Below are 23,134 nucleotides of genomic sequence, written 5' to 3' on the forward strand. Positions count from 1 at the left end.
AACTATTTAAGGTTGATTGGAGCGGAAGTGCGAGACTCCTGCGGGAGCAGCGGGACAGGTGAGACCCCACAGGCGTTTACGCCGAGGAGGCTCACCGCCCGCCCCGCGGAAAGCGAGCATCTGGAGGGGAAATCAACCACAACTCACTAYCTGGTAAATAGCAACAAAGTATGTGAAAACAGCCAAAATAAAACTGCATAGCCTAATGACATATGCAGTTTATTGCCTTTTATTTTTTTCGGGATCCTCCAAACATTATGACGGATAGGTTTCCCTTATTTTCATGTTCTCTACTTATTCAATTGAAAAAATGAAAGAATATAAAGGTTGTTTCCCATTATGGACTTCAACTTCAACGTCTTCGAAATTCTCATTACAAAACGCAACAAGACTTTCGACATCTTCAGCAGTGGCATCTTCACCATATAAAATGGTAAGGATTTCTGAATCTTCGTCTATCATATCGGAGAGAAGATCTTTTGCCGCTTTAGTCATGTCTTTATCCTTAACCTTGATGGTGCCTTCAGCAATTCCCATGAAGTCCCCGGTCTCGATTGCAAGACCGTCAATGTTGGTATCCCGGACAGCATAAGTAATCTGGCCCGTTTTCACATGCGAAAGGGCTTCGATCATCGCTTTTTTATTCTCTTCGGCATCAAGTGAAGGGTTGAAAGCCAACAATGCAGCCATTCCCTGTGGTACTGTTTTCGTTGGAATGACAGTCACATGATCCCCAAGTACATCAGCAGCCTGATTGGCGGCCATGATGATATTTTTATTATTAGGCAAGATGATCACATGATCTGCATATGCCCCTTCGACAGCTTTAACGATATCTTCCGTGCTAGGATTCATCGTTTGCCCGCCTTCGATGACGGACTTAGCGCCGATGCTTTTGAATAATTCGCTGATGCCAGCGCCCATCGCCACTGACACTACAGCGTATTTCTCTTTGGTGGGCGGTTTAGTTTGAAGCGGTGTATTCGTCTCACCTACAATCGCAGTATGCTGTTCACGCATATTATCGATTTTCATTTTTATTAAACTACCATATTGCTGCCCATAATTCAGGCACGTGCCAGGCTGTTCAGAGTGAATATGTACTTTGACGACTTCATCATCTGAGATGACTAGTAAAGAATCTCCGTATTCACTTAAATCATTTCTGAATTTTTCTTCATCAAATGATTGATTGGCAAGTTTTTCACTTTCCAATCGGACCATGAATTCCGTACAGTAGCCAAACACGATATCTTCCGTGTTCATATGTCCTTGTACATTCATGTGATGTTCGGCACTGATCATGTCATCCATGCTTGGACCATTAGCGGATCGGACTGGAAGGGCTTCACCTTTCAGCTCAGCAAGGAAACCTTCATATACGAATACCAACCCTTGCCCGCCGCTATCAACGACACCCACTTCTTTTAAGACTGGAAGAAGATCAGGTGTACGTTTTAATGAAGCATTTGCCTCCGTAACGATTTCTTCCATTACCTGAATAAGGTCTATATGCTTTGCTGCTGATGAAACCGCTTGCTTGGCTGCATCTTTTGCAACCGTTAAAATGGTTCCTTCAACAGGTTTCATAACGGCTTTATAAGCTGTTTGAACCCCTGCTTCAAAAGCTTGGGCAAATTCTTCACTATTGATTTCCGATTTATGTTCAATCGCTTTAGCAAAACCGCGGAACAGTTGCGAAAGGATAACTCCCGAATTGCCGCGTGCGCCCATAAGCAATCCTCTTGAAAGGGACGCACCCACTTTTCCGATGTGTTCCTGGACGTTATTTTGCACTTCCTTCGCTCCCGAAGTCATCGATAAATTCATATTCGTTCCTGTATCTCCATCCGGAACAGGGAAAACATTCAATGCATCAACCATTTGGGCATTAGCCGCTAAATGGTTGGCACCTTGAATGATCATTTCTGCAAAGCGCTTTCCGTTCAAACTTGTAATTGACACAAAACTTTCCTCCTATACTTAAGGGTTCGTCACACGAACTCCCTGTACAAAAATGTTAACGGAATCAACAGCTAATCCTACAGTTTTGTCCAGAGTGTACTTTACCTTTGATTGCACATTATGTGCAACTTCCGAGATTTTCGTTCCATAACTTACGATAATATACATATCGATATGAACTTCTTCCTCTTCTTGACGGACAATTACACCCTTAGTAAAGTTTTCTTTTCTTAGAATTTCGGCAATGCCGTCTTTAAATTGTTTTTTGGAAGCCATTCCTATAATTCCATAGCAATCCACGGCTGCGCCGCCTGCTACAGTTGCGATAACATCATTAGAGATATCAATTTGTCCATACTTCGTTTGTAATTCGATAGACATTTTCTTTTCCCTCCCAAAAAATCAAATCAACTAAAGACATTTTACTATAATGTCTCTGGTTTTAAAAGTAAATGTCTTACGGCACTCTATATAATTCAATTTCGAAGTATGTATGTCAAGGTTTTTTTCTTGAAAGTAATTAACTGAAGTATTGCATTCTAGCGGTAGGTATGATAAATTATTAAAGTATTTTACAAAGACTTAAGACGACTGCGAAAAACTTAAGCTTGTTGTAGTTAGGAGGGAATTTGACATGGCACGTAAATGTGTAATCACTGGAAGAAGAACTCGTTCTGGTAACAGCCGCTCTCACGCAATGAACGCTAGCAAGCGTACATGGGGCGCTAACCTTCAAAAAGTACGTATTTTAGTTGACGGTAAACCTAAACGTGTATACGTTTCTGCAAGAGCTCTTAAATCGGGCAAAGTAGAACGCGTATAATGTTACGGCATCCTCTTAGGATGCCTTTTTACTTGTAATGGCCGGTATTTAATGGGGATGGTTTCAAATCTTTGACCAGGTCCAGTCTGCATCAAGAGGATGCCTTCACCCATTAATGGATGGCCGCTCTTTTTTACCAAAAAATAACACCTCCCTTATTTTGAGAGGTGTCATGGAGATAAGTATCAGCCTTTTTTAAACGCTCCGAGCATAGCCCTTACCAAACTGCCCAGAACTTTTGGCAATTTAATCGTATAAAATTTCATCATGCCCCTCCTCTTTGCATCCCACAATTAAAGATGAAGTGGAATTTTTCTATTACAACATAAGCTTTTAAGCGGATATAGGATGATCGTAATTATATCCGAATCTGCTCTAAGCATGAATTTTAATCACTGCTTCTTATCACCATTAATATGCCTTTCTCAAATGAAACATTCCCAGATTCGGAAATTAGTTCATTGCTGATGCAAAGTGTCGAACCCATTTCCAAGCTTGCATCGTCCAGCGGATATTTGAAACCCGAAAGAGTAATGCCGGTGACTTCAGCGTTTACTGGGAGCAAGGACAAGTATTTCTTATCTTTCAAAGCAGTGACCTCATAAGAACCTGCTGTCTTTACTGTGATTATATTTTGCCGATCGACTATGTATATATCCATATCGCCATGATGAGGGAGGACACTTTCTTTTTGGAGCAGCTGGATATTCCCGAGAAAATGGTCCATTCTTCCCCCTGTTGCGCCCAGAATGTGAATTTCTCTTGGCTTTTGCCCCATTGCCCATTTAAATGCGATTTCTAAATCCGTTTCATCCTTTTCCGAGGAATATAGATTGATTTCTTGCAGCATTTGCTCAATCTTTTCGTATTCACCTTCCGAAACCGAATCAAAATCCCCAAAACCGTACTTAGGTTCGATACCTTTTTCAAGCAGAGACCATACTCCCCTGTCAACCCCGACCCAAAGATCTGTCTTCTCCTTATACCATGTCAAATCCGGCCAAAAACATTCCGGACCTCCAGCCATTATACTGATAATCATCGAAATCATCCTTTTCCATATATAATCATATCCAAGGTGCCTTAGTTTATTTGATAAAAAAAGCCGATCACCATCATATGAATATGATAGTGTCGGCTTATATCACTTTCCCCGAATCTTTTGAATCGCTGCGTGTCGATCTTCCTGATCATATATTGCCGAACCGGCCACCAGGATTGTCGCCCCTTGTTCAATACATTGTTTAGCCGTTTCTTCATTTACTCCACCATCAATCTCTATCTCGAGATTTTGATTATACTTTCCTGCCATCGCCTTCACTTCGGCAATTTTCGGAAGAACGGATTTAATGAACTTTTGCCCGCCAAAACCCGGATTAACCGTCATCAACAATACCATGTCAATATCTTCGATTATAGGTTGTATCAAGGAAGCCGGAGTGGCTGGATTAAGCACCACGCCTGCCTTTACACCAAAAGATTTAATCAATTGAACCGTTCGATGCAAATGTGTGCAGGCCTCTACATGTACAGTTATATAATCGGCTCCCGCTTTCGCAAAGGACTCGATATAACGATCAGGTTGTTCAATCATTAAATGAACATCAAGCGGAAGCTTCGTTACTGGGCGGATAGCATCAACAATTAGTGAGCCTATCGTTATATTCGGCACGAAATGCCCATCCATGACATCCACATGGATCAAATCCGCTCCGCCCCTTTCCACATCAAGAATTTCTTCTCCCAATTTTGCAAAGTCAGCTGATAAAATGGATGGTGCGATTTTAACCATTTTAATACCTCGGCTTTCTATCTCTTATTTCTTCTAAGAATTGCATATAATGCTCGTATCGATAACGGGGAATTTCCCCGGAATCCACCGATTCCTTCACTGCACATTTCGGTTCTTTATCGTGCAGACAGGCCCTGAATTTACAGTCTTCCCCATGCTTATGCATTTCCGGGAAGCAATAGGAAAGCCGTTCAGCTTCCATTTCCATGAATTCAAGTGAACTGAACCCTGGAGTATCCGCGACAAGTCCAGAGCCAATATGGATCAATTCAACGTGCCGGGTCGTATGCTTCCCGCGTCCCAGATGTGAAGAAATATCATCCGTCTTTAAAGCCAATTCCGGATTGATCGCATTCAGCAAAGACGATTTCCCAACACCGGACTGCCCCGCAAATACACTGGTCTTTCCTTCTAAATACGGCACTAGTTCTTCAATCCCTCCAGCGGTGACGGAAGATGTCTCCAGTACAGTATAGCCAAGTTTCTGATAGTCCTTGATATACTGAGACAATTTCTTTTGGTTTTCAGCTGTAACCAAGTCCAGTTTCGTCACGACGATAATCGGTTCGATTTCGTTATCTTCGATCAATACGAGAAATCGATCAAGCAAGGGTGGACTGAAATCAGGTTCCACTGCCGAAAAGACAAGGATTGCCTGGTCTACATTCGAGATTTGCGGACGTATCAATTCATTCTTTCGCGGTTTTATTTCGGTCACGGTCCCGTCCGTTTTATTTTCCGCTTCAAAAACAACATAATCACCAACGAGCGGGGTTACCTTATTCTTCCTGAACAGGCCCCTTCCACGGCATTGATAGACCTCTTCACCATCAAGGACATAATAAAATCCACTTAATGCTTTGATTATTTTTCCTTCTGGCATAACCACACTCCTAATTCTTAAATTTATTCTGGATATGAGACGGATTCGTCAATGATGACCTGATTGTCCCGCATGACTTTATATCCTGCTTTCTTATCCGGGGATACCATTAATTCGATCGTTCTCTTCGCATCTTCCAATATATAGAATGTTTCTTGAGGCTCCGTCATGCTATTGTCGATATCCTCGATGAAGATTTGTATTTTTTGTGTTTTGCCTGGCTCAACCGGATCATACTCGATGTTGACTTCTTCCGTTACACTCTTGGGCGGAATCTCTTCTTTCCCTTTTGAAATGACCACTTTCACAGTACTGCCCTTTTCCACCTTCGTAGCAGGTTCCGGTGACTGGGAAATGACAAGCCCTTCCGCAACGGAATCATCATAGATTTCTTCTTCGATCTCTACCTTTATTCCACTCTCGCTTGAATAATCATTAAGGCCAGCCTCATTGAACCCCGTTAAGTTCTTCAAGCTCAGGAGATCTGCCCCTTTACTGACCGTCAGCTCAAGCTCCGTTTCGGATGGTACGACCTCAGTCGCACCAGAAGGCGATTGTTCTATGATCGTGCCGGGAGCACTGTCATCATACTTTTCAGTAACGCTGATGTTTTTGAATCCCATTTTTTCAAGCAGGGATTTAACATCAGAGTAATCTCGACCTTCATAGCTGGACAATGAAATCGTCTCTTTACCAACGCTTTGGTAAATATCGATCACTGCACCTTCCTTGACCGTCTTACCTTCCTTAGGGTTGGTTTTGATCACAAGACCAGCTTCAACCTCTTCATCTTCAATCTCGATCGTATCTCCAATTTCCAAATCCATTTCAAGCAATTCAGTAATGGCGTCATCCAATTCTTCCCCTTTAAGGTCAGGGATCGTCACTTCCTTCGAGACAAGGAGGGGAGGTAAAACTGTGACAGATAAAACAGCAAGCAGTGCGAGAACTAAAAAGGTGGTCACCAAGATCGCAGGCATGTTCTTTCGTTTTTTACCTTTGTGTTCCGACTTGTTTTTTTGTTTTTTCTGTTTCTTTTGTTTCTTCTGTTTCTTTTTTGAATTACTCTCTGCTTCTGATTCACTTTCCTCATCGTCCGCATAAACTAACGTATTTTTTTCAGGACCCCTTATGATTGTCTCATCGATGCTTGAAAGCTGATCATCCGTTATGACGGGGATGGCTTTTGTTGCATCATGATCTTCGGGAATCGCAAAAGGAAGCTCATTTGAACGCTCCGGATTAAGCGACGTCCGTATATCATCTTCCATCGAGTCCACGCTCTCATAGCGGTAATATGAATCTTTGGCTGTCGCTTTCAAGATAATATTTTCCACACTCTGGGGTATTTCAGAGTTCCAGCGTTTTGGTGAAGGAGTTTCCGATTGTAAATGTTTAAGAGCTATCGACACGGCTGATTCACCCGAAAAAGGCAATCTCCCCGTCAACAATTCAAACATGACGATGCCAAGTGAATAAATGTCCGATTTCTTATTGGCCATACCGCCTCTGGCCTGTTCCGGAGATAAATAATGAACCGAACCCAAGACTGCGTTGGTCTGCGTTATGTTTGTTGCACTTAGGGCCAATGCAATGCCAAAGTCCGTAATCTTGACGGTTCCTTCCTTATCAATCAAAATGTTCTGTGGCTTGATGTCACGATGGATGATCCCATTATGATGGGCATGGGAAATCGCTGCCGTGATTTGCCTCATGATATCCAAGGCTTCATCAACTGGAATTGGATAATATTTTTGTATGTATTGCTTAAGTGTAAAACCGTCAACGTATTCCATTACAATATAATAGATGGAATCTTCTTCACCAACATCATAAATACTTACGATATTGGGATGGGCCAAACTGGTTGCCGATTGGGCTTCCCGATTGAAGCGCTTGATGAACTCTTCGTCATTATTAAAATCCATGCGAAGGATTTTCAAAGCAACATCCCTATCTAAGATCATATCCCTTGCAAGGTAAACATTAGCCATACCTCCGCCGCCGACCATCTGGATCAGTTTATAACGGCCGTTGATCCTTCTGCCAATCAACATTCAATTCACCTGCTTTCACTTTCTTCAGTAAATTGAACAAGCACAAGGGTGATATTATCTTCCCCACCGTAGTGATTGGCCTTATCTATTAATGAATTCGCCTTTTCTTCAAGTGACTGTGCATTGGTTACCGTTTCTTCCAGTTCCAGTTCACTCACTTTATTCGTCAATCCGTCCGAACAAAGCAATAGTAAATCATTTTCTTCGAAGATGACCGTCATAATGTCCATTTCCACTTGCATTTCTGTCCCCAAGGCTCGTAATAAAACATTTTTCCGTGGATGGTTTTCGGCATCTTCTTTCGAAATCTGACCGGAACGGACCAATTCGTTAACGAGTGAATGATCTTCCGTGACCTGCTTAAAACCACTCTCATTATACAAATAACACCGGCTGTCCCCGATGTTGGCAATGGTAGCAAACTTGTCGGTGCAAATGGCTGCAACAATGGTGGTACCCATGCCCTTACATTCCGTATTCGCTTCTGCATGTTCAAAAAGCAACTGATTGACCGTGAAGATTTGCTGCTTAAGCCAATCTTCGGCATCATTTGCCGTTTCGATTCCGGTGGATACTTCCCAGCCCTTTTTCAGAAGGTCTATCGTCATTGCACTGGCTACATCCCCGGCACGGTGGCCGCCCATGCCATCTGCAACGATGGCAAGGCGAACGCCTTCCGAGTTCTTAAAGATTCCGCCATTATCTTCATTATGCTGGCGGACTTTTCCACGGTCTGTCTTAAATATTGCCCTCATAGGGTCACCTCGTCTCTTCTTTGCGCTCCTTGGCCCGAAGCTGGCCGCAGGCTGCGTCAATATCACTGCCTTGTTCCCTTCGGATCGTTACATTAATGCCGCGCTTCTTTAATGTTTTTTCAAACTCAAAAATCTGGTCCCGAGGTGTTCGTACATAGTTGCGTTCCGGTACATAGTTAACCGGTATTAAGTTCACATGGCATTTTATCCCTTTTATTAAAGCTGCTAATTCTTCAGCGTGCTCCACTGAATCATTTTCGCCACCGAATAGACCATATTCAAAACTTACACGGCGGCCTGTTTTTTCTGTATAGTATTTGATGGCCTCAATCAGGTCTGGAAGTTTGTAGGCCTTATTGATCGGCATCAATTTACTTCTCAATTCCGTATTCGGTGCATGAAGGGAAACAGCAAAGTTTATTTGCATGCTTTCTTCGGCAAACTTATAGATTTTAGGAATGATTCCACTTGTAGAAACGGTAATATGACGCGCCCCGATGTTCAAGCCCTTTTCATGGTTTATATTCTTCAAGAATGACATCATATTATCGTAGTTATCAAACGGTTCACCGATTCCCATGATAACGACGGAACTAACACGCTCTTCCGACTCGTCAAGTGCTTGCTGAACTTTAACGACCTGGGCAACAATTTCCCCTGATTCAAGATTCCGCTTTAAACCGCCTAGTGTCGAAGCACAGAATGTACAGCCAATTCTGCATCCTACCTGCGTTGTCACACAAATGGAGTTTCCGTATTCATGACGCATCAGCACCGTTTCAATCGAATATCCATCTTGGAGTTCAAATAAAAACTTCATCGTTCCGTCATTGGACGTTTGCTGAATCAAAGTCTTCAATGTTGTGAAGGTGAATTGCGACTCCAACTTATCCCGTAATGATTTCGAAAGGTTGGACATATCTTCAAAACTGGAGACACGCTTTTTATAAAGCCAGTCATATACTTGCTCGGCCCGGAATGGCTTCTCACCATTTTGTAGAAGCCATTCTTTAATTTGGTGAAGCTCCAATGAGTAGATCGATGGTTTTTCTGGTGTCGTGTCTTTTCTTACTCTAGATGATTTAGTGATTTCTGCCATTACAGCACCTTCTTTCTAAAACTCGCAATAAAGAATCCGTCACTGCTAAAATATTGCGGAAAAACTTGCAGCGTATGACCCTCGATATATGGCTGAACGCTTTCAGGCATTCTTGTGGACAAGGTTGCATCGCTTTCAAAATCCGGATGGCTTTCCAAAAATGCTGCAGCGACTTTGTCATTTTCTTCTTTATCCACCGTACAGGTACTATATACTAACCGTCCGCCTTGCTTAACAAGCGGGGCAGCCGATTCCAATAATTGTTGTTGTATACTTGAGAGTTTCATTATATCATCTTTTGTTTTAGTATACTTTACATCAGGCTTCCGGCGCATGACTCCCAACCCGGAACATGGTGCATCGATCAGGACCCTGTCAAACCCTTCCTTATTAAAGTGCTCTTGCACTTTTCTGCTATCAAGGGCCATTGTCTTAATATTGTTTCTGAGTTTTAGGCGCTCCGCCTGCTCTTTAATGAGCTTGACCTTATGCTCATGAAGGTCTAGCGCATATACTTGTCCTGTGGTCAAGCCTTCTGCGATATGGGTCGTTTTCCCTCCAGGTGCAGCACAGCAATCGAGCACAGCATCATTTTCATTCGCACCCAATGCATGGGCAACTAGCATTGAACTCTCGTCCTGAATCGATAAATACCCCATTTTATAGCTTTCTGAATGAGCAAGATTCCCTTTATAGCTGACGATTGCTTCGGGAACGACTTCACTCGCTTCAACATCATATCCTTCTTCCGTTAATATGCTGATCAGTTCACGGCGTGAAATCTTCTTTAAATTAACACGTCCTGTCTGTAATGGCGCAGTTAAGTTGATTTCACACATTTCCTTGGTTTTTTCATAACCAAATTGCTCTACCCAACGCTGGACCAGCCAAATAGGATGACTCACCTCTATGGAAAGCCGTTCCAGATCATCTTTTATTTCCTCTAAAGAAGGAACACCATTTCTTTGAATATTACGAAGCACACCATTGACCATCGAAGAGGTGCCCTTGTGTCCGCGCTTTTTGGAAATTTCTACAGCCTCGAAAATGATTGCATGATCAGGCACTTTATCTAAATAGACCATTTGGTAAACGGAAAGTCTAAGTAAATTGATGACCCAGCTTTGCGTTTTTTTAGGTTGTTTAATAAACGGGTTCAAAAAATAATCCAAAGTCATTTTCCGCTGGATGGTACCGTAGCTTATCTCTGTAAGCAAACCGCTATCCACGACGGATAACTGGTGCTTTTTAATCAAGTTGTTCAATAATAGGTTACTGTAGGATTGGTTTTTCTCTACAGATTCCAAAATATCGAGAGCGATTTCACGTACTCCCTTTTTAGTTTGCTTCATTCTGTTCTCCTAACTTCATGCCTGCTTTAATGAACGATCCGGCTCCGCGCAAGTAATCTTTCGCCGGCATTTTTTTCTTTCCTGAAGGCTGCAGTTCAGTTACTAGTATTGCCGTCTCATTGCCTGTCGAAACGATGAAACCATCATTTTGTACATCAATGACCGTGCCCGGCAAGGCCTGCTTGCCAGCTTCAAGTTTCTTTACTTGCCATATTTTCATAATGGAACCGTCTAAGGTTGTATAAGCAACAGGCCAAGGATTCAGGCCGCGTACATGGTTATAGATGTCTTCCCCTGATTTCGACCAGTCGATTTTTTCCTCCGACCGTTTGATGTTGGGCGCAAAAGATGCTTTAGCATCATCTTGCTTGATTGCCTGTAACTCTTCATTTATAAGTTTTGGAAGTGTCTCCGCAAGTAAATCCGACCCTATCTTGCTTAATTTATCATGCAGTGTACCAACATTGTCTTCTTCCTCTATAGTAACTTCCGCCTGAGTCAATATATCACCGGCATCCAATTTTTCTGCCATATACATGATGGTTATCCCAGTCTTTTCTTTCCCCTGTAAAATGGAATAATGAATTGGCGCCCCTCCACGCAGTTCGGGAAGCAGGGAGGCATGTACATTAATACAACCGTACTTAGGGGCATCCAACAATTCATTCGGAAGAATTTGTCCGAATGCCGCCGTCACCACTAAATCAGCATTCAATGCAATGATTTTTTCAAGTTCTTCTTTTTCCCGGATTTTTTCAGGCTGATAAACGGGTATCCCATGCTTTTCGGCTTCAACTTTAACTGGCGGCGGCGTTAGCACCTTTTTGCGGCCCACTGGACGATCGGGCTGTGTGACAACAGCGATCACATCATACCCTTCATCAATGATTCTTTTCAATACCGGCACCGAAAAGTCCGGTGTACCCATAAAAATTATTTTTGTCATTCTTCTCCATACCTTTCTAACTCTTCTTCCGAAATATACCGGGAAACCTTACTTGTAAATAAGACTCCTTGCAGATGATCGATTTCGTGTAGAAGGGCCCTTGCAAGGAAATCCTCCGCTTCTATCTCGAAATAAGATCCTTTTCGGTCTTGTGCCCGGACTTTGACACGGTAAGGACGCACTACTTCACCATATAAACTCGGGAAGCTCAAGCATCCTTCAACACCTGTCTGTTCTCCTTCCAATTCCAGCACTTCCGGATTAATCAGTTCGATTGCACCTGATCCTTCCTCTATTTCAACGACGGCCACTTGCTTTTTCACGCCAACTTGAGGTGCTGCAAGTCCAACGCCATCCGCCTCCACCATCGTTTCATACATGTTATTTAACAGCTTTGCCAACTTTTTATCAAAACTTGTTACTTTATCGCATTTTTGTTGTAAAATTTTTTCAGGAAACAAAACAATCGGTAAAATAGCCAAAATTAAAGGTACCCTCCTAGATATGAAAAACAACACTTCATTATATAAAAACGCAAGCTGTAACAGCTCGCGGTAATCATCCATCTCTTAAATAATTACATCATGATTTGTGGATTTAAATCTATTGAAATCTGCAAATGATTCTGAGCGGTTTCTTTTTGGTAATGCTCTAAAAGTGTGCGTAAATGCTGATTCAGGTCAGGCTCTCGTTTGTATTTTATCAGACATTGATAGCGATATCTATTGTTGATTCGACTAATGGGCGAAGCAACCGGACCTAGTACGACAGAATCCCGATTCAATCGCGAGCCTAAATAATTGGTGATTTTCTCAGTAACACTCACCGTCTTCATTAAATCTTCATGTGAAACGGTTATCAGGACAACATAATAATATGGAGGGTAATGACTTTGCCTCCTTAGATACATCTCCCGTTCATAAAAAGCATCATAATCCTGCAGGGCAGAAAGCTCGATGCTGTAATGCTCAGGCGTATAGGTTTGGATGACCACTTCTCCCGGAAGCTGATGACGTCCCGCCCTTCCACTGACCTGCGTCAGCAGCTGAAATGTCTTTTCCGAAGAACGGAAATCAGGTAGATGCAGCATCGTATCAGCTGAAAGGACTCCAACAAGAGTGATATTAGGAAAATCAAGGCCCTTGGCTATCATTTGGGTGCCTAGCAATATATCCGCCTTTCCTTCACCAAAGGCATTCAGCAATCGCTCATGTGAACCCTTCTTACTCGTCGTGTCAACATCCATTCGTATGACCCTTGCTTCAGGGAGGATTTTTGCAAGCTCTTCTTCAACCTTTTGAGTGCCTGTTCCAAAGAACCTTATATGATCACTTTCACATTCAGGGCAAACGGAAGGCATTCCCTCTTCAAACCCACAATAATGGCATTTCATTATATCATTAAAGCGATGATATGTAAGTGAAATGTCACAATTAGGGCAGTTGATGACCAATCCGCAGCTTCGACACATCACAAAGGAAGAATGTCCCCTTTTATTTAGCATCAGGACAGTTTGCTCCCCCTTATCAAGCCGGTCTTTCAGCTTGGTAAAGAGCAGCTCCGAAAACATGGAACGATTTCCCGTTCTTAGTTCTTCCCTCATATCTACAATATCAACTGCTGGCAAAGCATTTTTATTCATCCTCTGGCTAAGGGTCAATAATTTATAGACATTTTTCTTGGCTCGCGCAAAAGATTCAAGTGTAGGTGTGGCACTGCCAAGAATAACCGGACAACCATATGATTTTGCTCTTTCAATGGCAACATCCCTAGCATGGTACCTTGGCGTTTCTTCTTGCTTATAACTGGATTCATGCTCTTCGTCAATGATGACCAGCCCCAGGTTTTCAAAAGGAGCAAACACGGCAGAACGAGCCCCGACCACCACTTTTACTTCTTTGCGGTGAATTTTCCGCCATTCATCATATTTTTCACCTACGGATAAACCGCTATGCATGACAGCTACCTGCTCCCCAAATCGTTCCTTAAACCTCTTCACCGTCTGTGGCGTCAAGGAGATTTCAGGTACAAGCATGATGGCTTCCTTCCCTTTTTCAATGACAGAGGCAATTGCCTGCAGGTACACTTCCGTCTTCCCGCTGCCGGTTACACCATATAAAAGGAAGACATCATGTTCATCATGATGTATTTTCTCTTGAATAGGCTTCAATGCAGCGGTTTGTTCAGCTGTCAGTGTAAAGGGAATGGATTTTTCGAACACACGGTTTTCATAAGGATCACGGTATATTTCTTGATCCATTTCAGCCAAGGCCCCTTTTGACACTAGGGATTTGACGGTACCGCTTGATGTGTTCATCAATTCAAGCAAATCCTTTAACGGGATGGGTTCTTGATGTTCAATAAAGTATTGAAGGAGTTCCTGTTGTTTTTTTGCATGGCTGGATATGGTTGATGCCATTTCTTTCAATTCCATAGGGGAAAGCAAAGATTTAATGACTCGGACCGTCTTCTTGTTAAGTCGGTTTTTCACATTATATTCGAGCTCAAGATTGCCATTTTGCATTTCCTTTTGGACCAGGGAGGCATTCTCCCCTTCAATCACATCTTTCCAAGATAGTGAATCATTTTTTCCGAAAAGGTTTTGAATGGAGGGAGGGAGCTGATCCTTTTTATCTTCAACGACTTTAATAACTTTTTCATACTTTGCTTTCATTGCTGCCGGAAGCATGGCCTGTAGCGCTGAAATTTTAAAACACATCGCCTCCTTCGTCAACCAGTCACCGAGCTGAAGCAATTCCTCATTAAGGATGGGCTCCAAATCCATTGGTTCCTTTATAAAGCGTAATTTCGCAAAGTCGCTTTTAGCTTTTAAGCCTGTGACGAACCCCTGCACCATTCTTGGACCGAATGGGACGATAACTCTCATTCCGGGCTTGATGACTTGGTTCCACTTTTCAGGGATGCGATAGTCGAATTCTCGATCCGTTTGTTTAGCAGGTACATCCACGATGACGGATGCTATATCCATAAGACATCATTCCTTTTGCTTGCGAGATACTTCTGCCAGGATGCTTTTAGCTATATCCGCTTTACTCATTTTTGGAAGTTCGGTAGCACTTCCATCTTTATCGTAAATGGTCACGATGTTCGTATCCGTTCCAAATCCTGCCCCTGCGACGGTAACATTATTGGCAACGATCATATCTGCATTCTTTTTGACTAATTTTCCTCTTGCGTATTCTTCAACATTGTTCGTTTCAGCTGCAAAGCCCACCAAAATCTGATGAGTTTTATTTTCACCGAGTTCCTTTAGGATATCCTTTGTCCGTTCAAATTCAATCACATTTTCCCCTGGCTGCTTTTTCATCTTTCGAGTATGATAGACCTTCGGTTTATAATCCGCCACTGCAGCCGTCATGATTACGACATCACTGGTAGCGAACTGATCGAATACCGCATCATACATATCTGCAGCTGATTCCACTGGTATTACACTAGCCTTGGGAGGTGGCGTCAAGTTCACTGGGCCGGTAATCAATGTCACCTCAGCGCCCATTTCAATTGCCGCTTCGGCTAGGGCATAGCCCATTTTGCCGCTGGAATGATTCGTCACAAAACGCACCGGATCAATCGCTTCACGTGTCGGTCCTGCCGTTATTAAATATTTCTTTCCTTTAAGAGGCTGTTGCTGTAATTTGCGTTCATTGAAATATCGATTAAGATGTTCTACGATTGTTTCAGGTTCCTCCAATCGTCCTTTCCCTACATATCCGCAGGCCAAATACCCTTCGCCCGGTTCAATGAATTGATATCCAAACGACCGAAGTGTCTCCATATTTTTCTGAACCGCTGGATGTGCGTACATGTGCACGTTCATTGCAGGCGCAACCCAAACAGGTGCTTCCGTTGCCAATAGGGTGGTCGTGATCATATCATCCGCGATTCCATTGGCTACTTTGCCAATGACATTGGCTGTAGCTGGAGCCAACAGGATGATATCAGCCCAATCAGCCAAGTCGATGTGGGCAATGACTGAAGAATCCTTCTCATCAAAAGTATCTGTGTACACATCATTTCTCGAAAGTGCTTGAAAGGTGAGCGGCGTCACGAACTTACGTGCCGATTCACTCATGATCACTTTAACATGCGCACCTTCCTGAGTTAATTTACTTGTCAGGGCAGCAGCCTTATATACAGCAATCCCGCCGGTGACACAAAGAAGTACTTTTTTATCGATAAGCATGCAAATTTCCCCTAACTATACATTCTATTCTTTCTAATTATGACGGAAAACCGAAGAAATTTCATTTGAAATGCGCAATAACCTATGGATTCCCCCAAACATTACTTTAAAAAAATCAATACAAACAGGCCTGACACCTTGGCCGCAGGAAGGAAGCACTTTCCAAATGTAACGCTCCTGTTTGCTTTAGGGTGTCAGGCCCGATAGGTCAAGCTCTGTGTTCTCTTAGTTTTCCTCGTAAGAATTATCGTAAGTCAATTTACCGGAATGAATTTCTTCAAGGGCACGACCTACCGATTTATGGGAAACCGGTTTTATAAGGCAATTATCTTTAATTTGCATTTCCCTGGCGCGTTTAGCTGCCACCGATACAAGTGAGTATTTAGAATCGATTTTAAGTAATAGAGAATCAATTGATGGATATAACATGATTTATTCCGCCTCCAACATTTTTTTATATAAAACTGCAACTCTTTCCCGACGGCAATGCTCGGCAATTACAATTGCATTAATTCTAGCACATGCTGCATCCACATGATCATTTTCAACAACATAATCGTACAGATCCATAAGTTCTATTTCTTCCTTGGCCACTTTCATCCGGCCTTTTATCGCTTCCTCCGTCTCGGTTCCGCGAGTAACGATGCGGCTTTCGAGTTCAGTCAAACTCGGAGGAGCAAGGAAAATGAAAAGTCCTTCAGGGAACTTCTCCCGGACCTGTTTAGCTCCTTGAACTTCTATTTCCAGAAATACATCTTTTCCGGAATCGATTGTTTCACGGACATAATCCACGGGTGTTCCATAATAATTACCGACGAACTCAGCATATTCCAGCAATTTGCCTTCTTTGATCAGTGCTTCGAATTCCTCGCGTTTTTTGAAGAAATAGTCCACTCCGTCCACTTCACCATGGCGAGGCAGCCTTGTTGTCATCGAAATTGAATATTCGAATGCCGTTCCTGGCTGAGAAAAAATCGCCTTCCTAACAGTTCCTTTACCAACACCGGATGGTCCGGACAAAACGATTAATAAACCTTTTTCTCTCATATTGTTTCAGTTACCCCTCTTCTACGCTGTCATCTCTATCTTGTAGCCGTGCAGCAACCGTTTCCGGTTGAACGGCAGATAAGATAACATGGTCGCTGTCTGTAATTATAACGGCCCTGGTTCTTCTACCATATGTAGCATCTATTAAGGATCCGCGATCTCGGGCGTCTTGGATGATCCTTTTTATCGGAGCCGATTCAGGGCTCACGATGGATACGATCCGGTTCGCGGAAACGATATTCCCAAAACCAATATTAATGAGCTTAATTGACATTTTTGTCCCCCATTCATATCTATTGTCACCTTGTTAGGTTCATCATAAACCGACTACTCGATATTTTGAACCTGTTCCTTTAATTTTTCAAGCAAACTTTTCATTTCCACCACTTCTTTCGTAATGGCCGAATCATTTGCCTTTGATCCAATCGTATTGACTTCCCTATTCATTTCCTGGACAAGGAAGTCAAGTTTCCTTCCAATTGGTTCACTGAGGGTAAGGGTCCTTGAAAATTGCTGTACATGGCTATCGAGTCTGGTCAGTTCTTCATTTATATCACATTTATCAGCAAAAATGGCCGCTTCTGTCACAATACGGCTATCTTCAATCAATCCATCAGTCAACTCGGCCAGTTTGATTTCCAATCGGGCTTTATATTTTTCGACGACTGAAGGTGCATGCATTTTGACCCCTGCTACTATCTCACCAAACTTTTCAAGCTGGCGTTTCATGTCCGAGGCAAGCTCCTGACCTTCCAGATCGCGCATTTTTTTCAGATTTTCCAATGCCCCCGTGACAGCCTTCATTAACAGGGATTCCAAATCGGCAGGAACGGCAGGTACTTCTTCCGTCACGAAAATCGATTCAAGTTGCAGCATATCCTGTAATGTAATTGAACTTTCCAGATTGTATTTTCCCTTAACTTCATCCATCAATCCCACATATTGATCAGCAAGATCCCAATCGATCTTCACCTTTTTGGAAACCAGGCTCTCACCTTCCACTGTAATGAAGATTTCCACCCGTCCCCTTCTTATGTATTGATTCGCCTTCTTTTTTACCTTTTCTTCCAAAACCAAAAGCTGGCGCGGCATTCGAATCGTATATTCACAAAAACGATGGTTAACGGTCTTGATTTCAGCAAAAACCCTGACCTGTTCGTTTTCCGCTTCTTCTCTTCCATAGCCCGTCATACTGGTAACCATGGTTCCACATCCTATCAAAACATAATGTAGTAATTTGGCCTTTTAACATTCATTATATATTAGCTAAAGTACGGAAACATTAGCTTACAAATAAAATACTACAAAAATAAAAAGGCAATAGAGCAAGACTCTACCACCTTAAAGATTATACCATATATCATTGTGCTTTTCTTGCTAAAAAGGTTCCAGCCAGTAAAAAAGTTGGTATGGATGCCATTCCTATTACTAATAGCCAATCCCTTCCCGAAATCGGTACCGTATGAAAGATGGTTTGTAAAGGCTGCACATACATGACGGCTACCATCAATAATAGGGAGGATAGTACCGCCCCCACTAGATAAAGGTTACCGAATGGATTTCTCGAGAAGATCGAACGTTCACTTCGGCAATCGAATACATGTATAAGCTGAGCCAGGACCAAGGTAGCGAAAGCAATCGTTTGTGCATAAGCAAGGTTATCCGGATTTGCACGATATACAACATAAAATGCAATCAATGTGGAAACCCCTATCAGAAAACCGCGTGAGATGATCTTCCAGCCAAGCCCTCTTCCAAAAACACCTTCATTGGCATTTCTTGGATTCCTTTTCATTACATCTTCTTCTGCGGCATCCAGGCCCAATGCCATCGCAGGCAATCCGTCGGTTACAAGGTTCACGAATAAGATCTGGATTGGTATCAATGGTAATGGCAAGGCGCATAGCATCGCAAAAAACATGACCAAAATCTCTCCAACATTGGAAGCAAGCAGGTAACGGATGAACTTCCTGATGTTTTCGTAAATATTCCTGCCTTCTTTGATGGCCGATTTTATTGTGGCAAAATTATCGTCAACCAATATCAAGGAAGAAGCTTCTTTAGCAACATCAGTCCCCGTGATGCCCATGGATATACCAATATCCGCTGATTTTATCGCAGGGGCATCATTGACACCATCCCCTGTCATTGCAACGACATGTCCTTTATTTTGCAAGGCTTTTACGATTTTTAACTTATGTTCCGGGGAAACTCGGGCAAATACCGAAACACTTTCAACAACTTCCTCAAGTTCCCCGACTTCCATGTCCGCCAATTGCCGTCCTTCAAGTACACGATCTTTTCCTTTTAAAATTCCAAGCTCTTTAGCAATTGCCTTTGCGGTTATCACATGGTCGCCTGTAATCATGACAGTTTTGATCCCGGCGTCCCTGCATTCCTTAACTGCCTGTTTCACCTCCGGACGAGGGGGATCGATCATGCCCTGCAGTCCCATGAAGGTCAAATTACGCTCAGCTTCGGTTTCATGCAGCAAAATCGTTCCTTTTGAAAGAGGTTTATAACCTACAGCAATCATTCTAAGTGCCTGCGAAGCAAGCCCATTCATGTCCTGCTGCACCCTTTCCTTACTCTCCCGATTTAATATTTCCGACCTTCCTTCCCAAAGAATCGTGTCGGACTGGGCAATCAATACGTCCGGGGCACCTTTTACGATAACGAAATGATTATCTTTATCATCCTTCACTATGACACTCATCATTTTGCGGCTCGAGTCAAATGGAAACTCCTTTACTATCGTAAACCTCTTAGATAAGTGTTCCCTCGTCAATCCCGCTTTCATTGCCGCGACCAACATCGCCCCTTCTGTCGGATCACCGTCTAGAATATATTGTTTACCATTCTCCTTTAACTCAGCTTTATTACAGAGCATGCCGAATGTAATTATTTGAAGCAAGGCATTATGGTTTTTCGGGGCAACTGAAACTCCCTCTAAAGAAAATTCTCCGACCGGATTGTAACCAGTACCGCCCACATCCCAAGTTTTTCCTCCACTCCAAACCTTCGTCACCGTCATTTTGTTTTGTGTCAGTGTACCTGTTTTATCTGAGCAAATCACTGTTGCACAGCCAAGCGTTTCTACGGCAGGAAGCTTACGGACAATTGCTTTTTGTTTGATCATACGCTGAACACCTAAAGACAAGGCTACGGTCACAATGGCTGGCAAGCCTTCGGGAATCGCCGCAACAGCCAAAGATACCCCGGCCAAAAACATCGTATAAAGATCATGTCCTTGAATGACACCAGTCAGGACCACGATTACAGTTAATATTAAAGCCGTGACGATCAAGATTTTGCCTAGCTGCTCCAACCTCCGTTGAAGCGGTGTTTCTTTTGTTTCTGCAGTCTGCAGGAGATCCGCAATCTTTCCCATCGCCGTATTCATTCCTGTAGCGATTACGATTCCGACTCCATTCCCTCTTGTCACCATCGTTCCCATAAACGCCATATTTTCCTGATCACCGATACCTTCAACCTCATTCATCAATGGATCAGAACATTTTACGGCCGGGAGTGACTCGCCGGTAAGTGCCGACTCTTCTATTTCAAGGCTTGAATGGTCGATGATCCGTAAATCGGCACCAATACGGTCACCGCTCGAAAACTTCAGGATATCCCCTACAACCACTTCTCTCGATGGGATTTTCATCCACTGGCCATCTCGAAGCACGTTAACTTGCGGTGCAGCCATTTCCTTTAAGGCATCCAATGATTTTTCTGCCTTCCGTTCTTGAAAAAAACCAAGTAATCCATTCAAAAAAACAATCGCCATGATGGCAATCGCATCGATATATTCACCCAATATCCCGGAAACCAATGTCGCGGCAAGTAAAACTATGACCATGAAATCTTTGAATTGGGCGAAAAATAAAAGAATGGCTGACTGTTTTTCTCCTTCCTTCAATTCGTTAAAACCATTCTTTCGCAGCCTGTCCTTTACTACATCATCGTCCAAACCGTGTGTAACGTTTGTTTGAAGCGCTTTCTCCATTTCTTGATTATTCATTTCCCTGAACTCCATCAAGTTTCACACATCCCTTTGAATAGAATGAAATAGGCTCCTGTATACATCTCAACAGGCGCTTTTTGCTTTACTCTTCCAACACCTGCCTGCTTACCGATACATAAAACAACCTGCTCTTCTTCCATGATTATTCAGACTCGTCCAAAATAATGCTATAATTAAACAGAATTGCGGAAAGAAGAACGATCCGGATAATTTTTTGTATGAACGAACTGTAATCATGATGAATGGACCAATTTTGTATTCAATATCAGGAAATTAAAAAAAGCATCCATTCACTGTACCTGAACTGCTGCTTTCACCCAGTTCGCTAAAAAATTGTAGTTAACTAAAATGGGCAGCGATGCATTTATAACGCCCGGCAAAAATGAGTTCTTAGAAAATCTTATGTAAAGGAAGTAAAAATAGAATGTCATTTGATGGATTATTTACGAAAGCGATGACGGAAGAAATCGCTTCTTTATTAGAAGGTGGACGAATCAATAAGGTACATCAGCCTTATAAAAATGAAGTAATACTGGTTGTTCGTGCTGGAGGTAAGAACCATAAGCTCTTATTATCAGCCCATCCAAGTTATTCGAGGGTGCAAATGACCGAAGAAAGTTATGAAAATCCCAAAGAGGCACCCATGTTCTGCATGCTTCTTAGGAAGCACCTCGAAGGCTATACGATAGAAAACATTTATCAATATGAACTTGATAGGATGATCATTTTTGAAGTGAAGGGCCGTAATGAGCTTGGCGATGTCTCTCAAAAGCAGTTAATCATCGAAATCATGGGGCGACACAGCAACATTGTTTTAGTAGATAAAGAACGAAATATGATTTTGGACAGCATTAAGCATGTTTCACATGCCGTCAACAGTTATCGGGCGATATTGCCCGGCCAGGAATATAAAGCTCCACCCGCACAGGAAAAAAATGATCCCTTCAAGGCTACCGAGGACGATATCAGGAAGAATATTGACTTCAATGCAGGAAAGCTGGATCGACAGCTTGTTGCCCATTTTTCAGGAGTTTCACCATTAGTTGCAAAGGAAGCCGTCTACCGGGCCGGACTTGCCAACAGTACGACCCTTCCAACAGCCTTTTTAAAGATTATCCAGGAAATCTCGGAACAGAAATATGCTGCCACGATCAAACAAGATGGAAATAAAGAAGTTTTTTATATGCTTTCACTAGAGCATCTGTCTGGGAATCAACGTACGTTTTCTTCATTGAGCGAGATGCTGGACCGCTACTACTTCGGAAAGGCAGAAAGAGATCGGGTTAAGCAAAAGAGTCAGGATGTAGAACGTTTCATTACTAATGAAATCGAAAAGAACTCAAAAAAAATCGGCAAGCTCGAACGTACATTGAAAGATACGGAACGCGGGGAACAGTATCAGTTGTTCGGTGAGCTGCTTACAGCTAATCTATATCAAATGAAAAAAGGCATGAAGGAAATAGAAGTCGTCAATTATTATGATGAAGAACAAAGTATGGTCACCATCCCGCTTGACCCATTAAAAAATCCGTCAGATAATGCACAAAAGTACTTCTCCAGATACCAAAAGTCCAAAAATGCAGTCGGAGTGGTCCAAGAACAAATCGAAAAAACTAAATTGGAATTGGCCTACTTCGAAGCCTTGCATCAGCAGCTCCAATCAGCGTCACCCAGGGATATAGAGGAGATTCGGGAAGAACTTCAGGAAGAAGGATACATTAGGCAAAAAAAGAAAAAAGGCATGAAAAAGCCTGCAAATGCAAAACCGCAGCTTGAAACATATTATGCTACGGATGGAGATCTCATTTTTGTCGGGAAGAATAATAAACAAAATGATTATTTAACGAATAAGTTTGCACGCCGTGATGAAATATGGCTTCATACCAAAGATATACCCGGCTCACATGTTGTGATTCGAAATGAATCGCCAAGTGAACAAACGATAAAAGAGGCAGCCGTATTAGCAGCTTTCTTCAGTAAAGCAAAGCAATCGAGTTCAGTGCCCGTTGATTTCACACAGGTTCGCCATGTTAAGAAACCGAATGGTTCCAAGCCCGGGTTCGTAATCTATGACCAGCAGCAGACCGTTTATATTACACCGGATGCCGATACTGTCATACGCTTAAAGGAAGCGGTAAAGGAGTAAAAAAATAGAGGGGGCCCAGTCCTAAGTGATTGGGCCTC

At 42.6% G+C, this 23,134-nt stretch carries 23 protein-coding genes; 2 read left to right on the forward strand and 21 right to left on the reverse strand.

Annotated features, from left to right (window positions below; genetic code table 11):
* Positions 1-294: 294 nt before the first annotated feature.
* Both AC1DIV_RS15705 and AC1DIV_RS15710 read right to left on the reverse strand, forming a co-directional pair.
* On the reverse strand, positions 295-1,965 hold the full coding sequence (locus AC1DIV_RS15705; RefSeq protein ID WP_048684654.1) for a DAK2 domain-containing protein: 1,671 nt from the start codon (positions 1,963-1,965) through the stop codon (positions 295-297).
* An 18-nt stretch (positions 1,966-1,983) separates the two neighbouring features.
* Complete coding sequence (locus tag AC1DIV_RS15710) at positions 1,984-2,346, reverse strand: Asp23/Gls24 family envelope stress response protein (protein ID WP_048684651.1); 363 nt, start codon at positions 2,344-2,346, stop codon at positions 1,984-1,986.
* Positions 2,347-2,599: 253 nt separating this feature from the next.
* Between AC1DIV_RS15710 and rpmB the strand changes: the two genes are divergently transcribed.
* Positions 2,600-2,788 carry a 50S ribosomal protein L28 gene (rpmB, locus tag AC1DIV_RS15715; RefSeq protein ID WP_034313767.1) on the forward strand — a complete coding sequence of 63 codons (189 nt, stop codon included), beginning with the start codon at positions 2,600-2,602 and terminating at the stop codon, positions 2,786-2,788.
* 2 nt (positions 2,789-2,790) lie between these two features.
* Here the strand turns inward: rpmB and AC1DIV_RS15720 are convergent, their stop codons facing one another.
* From AC1DIV_RS15720 to AC1DIV_RS15810, 19 genes are all read right to left on the reverse strand, one after another.
* Entirely contained in the window at positions 2,791-2,928 is a 138-nt protein-coding gene (locus AC1DIV_RS15720; protein WP_477576847.1) for a hypothetical protein, read from the reverse strand.
* 45 nt (positions 2,929-2,973) lie between these two features.
* Entirely contained in the window at positions 2,974-3,054 is an 81-nt protein-coding gene (gene spoVM / locus AC1DIV_RS15725) for a stage V sporulation protein SpoVM (protein ID WP_034313769.1), read from the reverse strand.
* Between the two features lie 122 nt (positions 3,055-3,176).
* Positions 3,177-3,830 carry a thiamine diphosphokinase gene (locus AC1DIV_RS15730; protein WP_048684650.1) on the reverse strand — a complete coding sequence of 218 codons (654 nt, stop codon included), beginning with the start codon at positions 3,828-3,830 and terminating at the stop codon, positions 3,177-3,179.
* 102 nt (positions 3,831-3,932) lie between these two features.
* The gene (gene rpe, locus AC1DIV_RS15735; RefSeq protein ID WP_340875699.1) at positions 3,933-4,580 is read right to left on the reverse strand and encodes a ribulose-phosphate 3-epimerase; all 648 of its coding nucleotides are present in this window, start codon (positions 4,578-4,580) and stop codon (positions 3,933-3,935) included.
* Position 4,581: 1 nt separating this feature from the next.
* On the reverse strand, positions 4,582-5,463 hold the full coding sequence (gene rsgA, locus AC1DIV_RS15740; RefSeq protein WP_340875697.1) for a ribosome small subunit-dependent GTPase A: 882 nt from the start codon (positions 5,461-5,463) through the stop codon (positions 4,582-4,584).
* Between the two features lie 23 nt (positions 5,464-5,486).
* Positions 5,487-7,520, reverse strand: a complete 2,034-nt coding sequence (pknB, locus tag AC1DIV_RS15745) for a Stk1 family PASTA domain-containing Ser/Thr kinase (protein WP_340875694.1) — start codon at positions 7,518-7,520, stop codon at positions 5,487-5,489.
* Between the two features lie 5 nt (positions 7,521-7,525).
* Positions 7,526-8,275 carry a Stp1/IreP family PP2C-type Ser/Thr phosphatase gene (locus tag AC1DIV_RS15750; protein WP_034313784.1) on the reverse strand — a complete coding sequence of 250 codons (750 nt, stop codon included), beginning with the start codon at positions 8,273-8,275 and terminating at the stop codon, positions 7,526-7,528.
* Positions 8,276-8,279: 4 nt separating this feature from the next.
* Positions 8,280-9,374, reverse strand: a complete 1,095-nt coding sequence (rlmN, locus tag AC1DIV_RS15755; protein WP_340875691.1) for a dual-specificity RNA methyltransferase RlmN — start codon at positions 9,372-9,374, stop codon at positions 8,280-8,282.
* On the reverse strand, positions 9,374-10,726 hold the full coding sequence (gene rsmB / locus AC1DIV_RS15760) for a 16S rRNA (cytosine(967)-C(5))-methyltransferase RsmB (RefSeq protein WP_289349434.1): 1,353 nt from the start codon (positions 10,724-10,726) through the stop codon (positions 9,374-9,376). Before rsmB ends, rlmN begins: the two co-directional genes overlap by 1 nt.
* On the reverse strand, positions 10,713-11,672 hold the full coding sequence (gene fmt, locus AC1DIV_RS15765) for a methionyl-tRNA formyltransferase (RefSeq protein ID WP_340875689.1): 960 nt from the start codon (positions 11,670-11,672) through the stop codon (positions 10,713-10,715). The genes rsmB and fmt overlap by 14 nt, the downstream gene beginning before the upstream one ends.
* Positions 11,669-12,154, reverse strand: a complete 486-nt coding sequence (gene def / locus AC1DIV_RS15770; protein WP_034313798.1) for a peptide deformylase — start codon at positions 12,152-12,154, stop codon at positions 11,669-11,671. The genes fmt and def overlap by 4 nt, the downstream gene beginning before the upstream one ends.
* 95 nt (positions 12,155-12,249) lie before the next feature.
* Entirely contained in the window at positions 12,250-14,661 is a 2,412-nt protein-coding gene (gene priA, locus AC1DIV_RS15775; protein WP_340875687.1) for a primosomal protein N', read from the reverse strand.
* A gap of 6 nt (positions 14,662-14,667) precedes the next feature.
* On the reverse strand, positions 14,668-15,876 hold the full coding sequence (gene coaBC, locus AC1DIV_RS15780) for a bifunctional phosphopantothenoylcysteine decarboxylase/phosphopantothenate--cysteine ligase CoaBC (protein ID WP_249594990.1): 1,209 nt from the start codon (positions 15,874-15,876) through the stop codon (positions 14,668-14,670).
* 225 nt (positions 15,877-16,101) lie between these two features.
* Complete coding sequence (gene rpoZ, locus AC1DIV_RS15785; RefSeq protein WP_034313807.1) at positions 16,102-16,305, reverse strand: DNA-directed RNA polymerase subunit omega; 204 nt, start codon at positions 16,303-16,305, stop codon at positions 16,102-16,104.
* Positions 16,306-16,308: 3 nt separating this feature from the next.
* The gene (gene gmk, locus AC1DIV_RS15790) at positions 16,309-16,923 is read right to left on the reverse strand and encodes a guanylate kinase (protein ID WP_076366617.1); all 615 of its coding nucleotides are present in this window, start codon (positions 16,921-16,923) and stop codon (positions 16,309-16,311) included.
* 10 nt (positions 16,924-16,933) lie between these two features.
* Entirely contained in the window at positions 16,934-17,197 is a 264-nt protein-coding gene (gene remA, locus AC1DIV_RS15795; RefSeq protein ID WP_034313813.1) for an extracellular matrix/biofilm regulator RemA, read from the reverse strand.
* A gap of 53 nt (positions 17,198-17,250) precedes the next feature.
* A complete protein-coding gene (locus AC1DIV_RS15800; protein WP_323599233.1) occupies positions 17,251-18,126 on the reverse strand; it encodes a YicC/YloC family endoribonuclease in 876 nt (291 codons plus the stop codon).
* A gap of 157 nt (positions 18,127-18,283) precedes the next feature.
* Positions 18,284-20,962 (reverse strand): calcium-translocating P-type ATPase, SERCA-type, encoded by a 2,679-nt coding sequence (locus AC1DIV_RS15805; protein WP_063596539.1) that lies wholly within the window; start codon positions 20,960-20,962, stop codon positions 18,284-18,286.
* Positions 20,962-21,090 carry a hypothetical protein gene (locus AC1DIV_RS15810; protein ID WP_340875683.1) on the reverse strand — a complete coding sequence of 43 codons (129 nt, stop codon included), beginning with the start codon at positions 21,088-21,090 and terminating at the stop codon, positions 20,962-20,964. The genes AC1DIV_RS15805 and AC1DIV_RS15810 overlap by 1 nt, the downstream gene beginning before the upstream one ends.
* Positions 21,091-21,374: 284 nt before the next feature.
* Here AC1DIV_RS15810 and AC1DIV_RS15815 point away from each other — a divergent pair, with 284 nt between their 5' ends.
* On the forward strand, positions 21,375-23,096 hold the full coding sequence (locus AC1DIV_RS15815; protein WP_340875680.1) for an Rqc2 family fibronectin-binding protein: 1,722 nt from the start codon (positions 21,375-21,377) through the stop codon (positions 23,094-23,096).
* The last annotated feature ends 38 nt before the right edge of the window (positions 23,097-23,134 follow it).

The organism is Peribacillus sp. 05N428 (assembly GCF_056397085.1).

Coding starts and splice junctions, on each gene's coding strand:
- AC1DIV_RS15710 (WP_048684651.1), bottom strand. CDS start 2,346: ATGTCTATCGAATTACAAACGAAGTATGGACAAATTGATATCTCTAAT.
- rpmB (WP_034313767.1), top strand. CDS start 2,600: ATGGCACGTAAATGTGTAATCACTGGAAGAAGAACTCGTTCTGGTAAC.
- spoVM (WP_034313769.1), bottom strand. CDS start 3,054: ATGAAATTTTATACGATTAAATTGCCAAAAGTTCTGGGCAGTTTGGTA.
- AC1DIV_RS15730 (WP_048684650.1), bottom strand. CDS start 3,830: ATGATTATCAGTATAATGGCTGGAGGTCCGGAATGTTTTTGGCCGGAT.
- rpe (WP_340875699.1), bottom strand. CDS start 4,580: ATGGTTAAAATCGCACCATCCATTTTATCAGCTGACTTTGCAAAATTG.
- rsgA (WP_340875697.1), bottom strand. CDS start 5,463: ATGCCAGAAGGAAAAATAATCAAAGCATTAAGTGGATTTTATTATGTC.
- pknB (WP_340875694.1), bottom strand. CDS start 7,520: ATGTTGATTGGCAGAAGGATCAACGGCCGTTATAAACTGATCCAGATG.
- AC1DIV_RS15750 (WP_034313784.1), bottom strand. CDS start 8,275: ATGAGGGCAATATTTAAGACAGACCGTGGAAAAGTCCGCCAGCATAAT.
- rlmN (WP_340875691.1), bottom strand. CDS start 9,374: ATGGCAGAAATCACTAAATCATCTAGAGTAAGAAAAGACACGACACCA.
- rsmB (WP_289349434.1), bottom strand. CDS start 10,726: ATGAAGCAAACTAAAAAGGGAGTACGTGAAATCGCTCTCGATATTTTG.
- fmt (WP_340875689.1), bottom strand. CDS start 11,672: ATGACAAAAATAATTTTTATGGGTACACCGGACTTTTCGGTGCCGGTA.
- priA (WP_340875687.1), bottom strand. CDS start 14,661: ATGGATATAGCATCCGTCATCGTGGATGTACCTGCTAAACAAACGGAT.
- coaBC (WP_249594990.1), bottom strand. CDS start 15,876: ATGCTTATCGATAAAAAAGTACTTCTTTGTGTCACCGGCGGGATTGCT.
- rpoZ (WP_034313807.1), bottom strand. CDS start 16,305: ATGTTATATCCATCAATTGATTCTCTATTACTTAAAATCGATTCTAAA.
- gmk (WP_076366617.1), bottom strand. CDS start 16,923: ATGAGAGAAAAAGGTTTATTAATCGTTTTGTCCGGACCATCCGGTGTT.
- remA (WP_034313813.1), bottom strand. CDS start 17,197: ATGTCAATTAAGCTCATTAATATTGGTTTTGGGAATATCGTTTCCGCG.
- AC1DIV_RS15800 (WP_323599233.1), bottom strand. CDS start 18,126: ATGGTTACCAGTATGACGGGCTATGGAAGAGAAGAAGCGGAAAACGAA.
- AC1DIV_RS15805 (WP_063596539.1), bottom strand. CDS start 20,962: ATGGAGTTCAGGGAAATGAATAATCAAGAAATGGAGAAAGCGCTTCAA.
- AC1DIV_RS15810 (WP_340875683.1), bottom strand. CDS start 21,090: ATGGAAGAAGAGCAGGTTGTTTTATGTATCGGTAAGCAGGCAGGTGTT.
- AC1DIV_RS15815 (WP_340875680.1), top strand. CDS start 21,375: ATGTCATTTGATGGATTATTTACGAAAGCGATGACGGAAGAAATCGCT.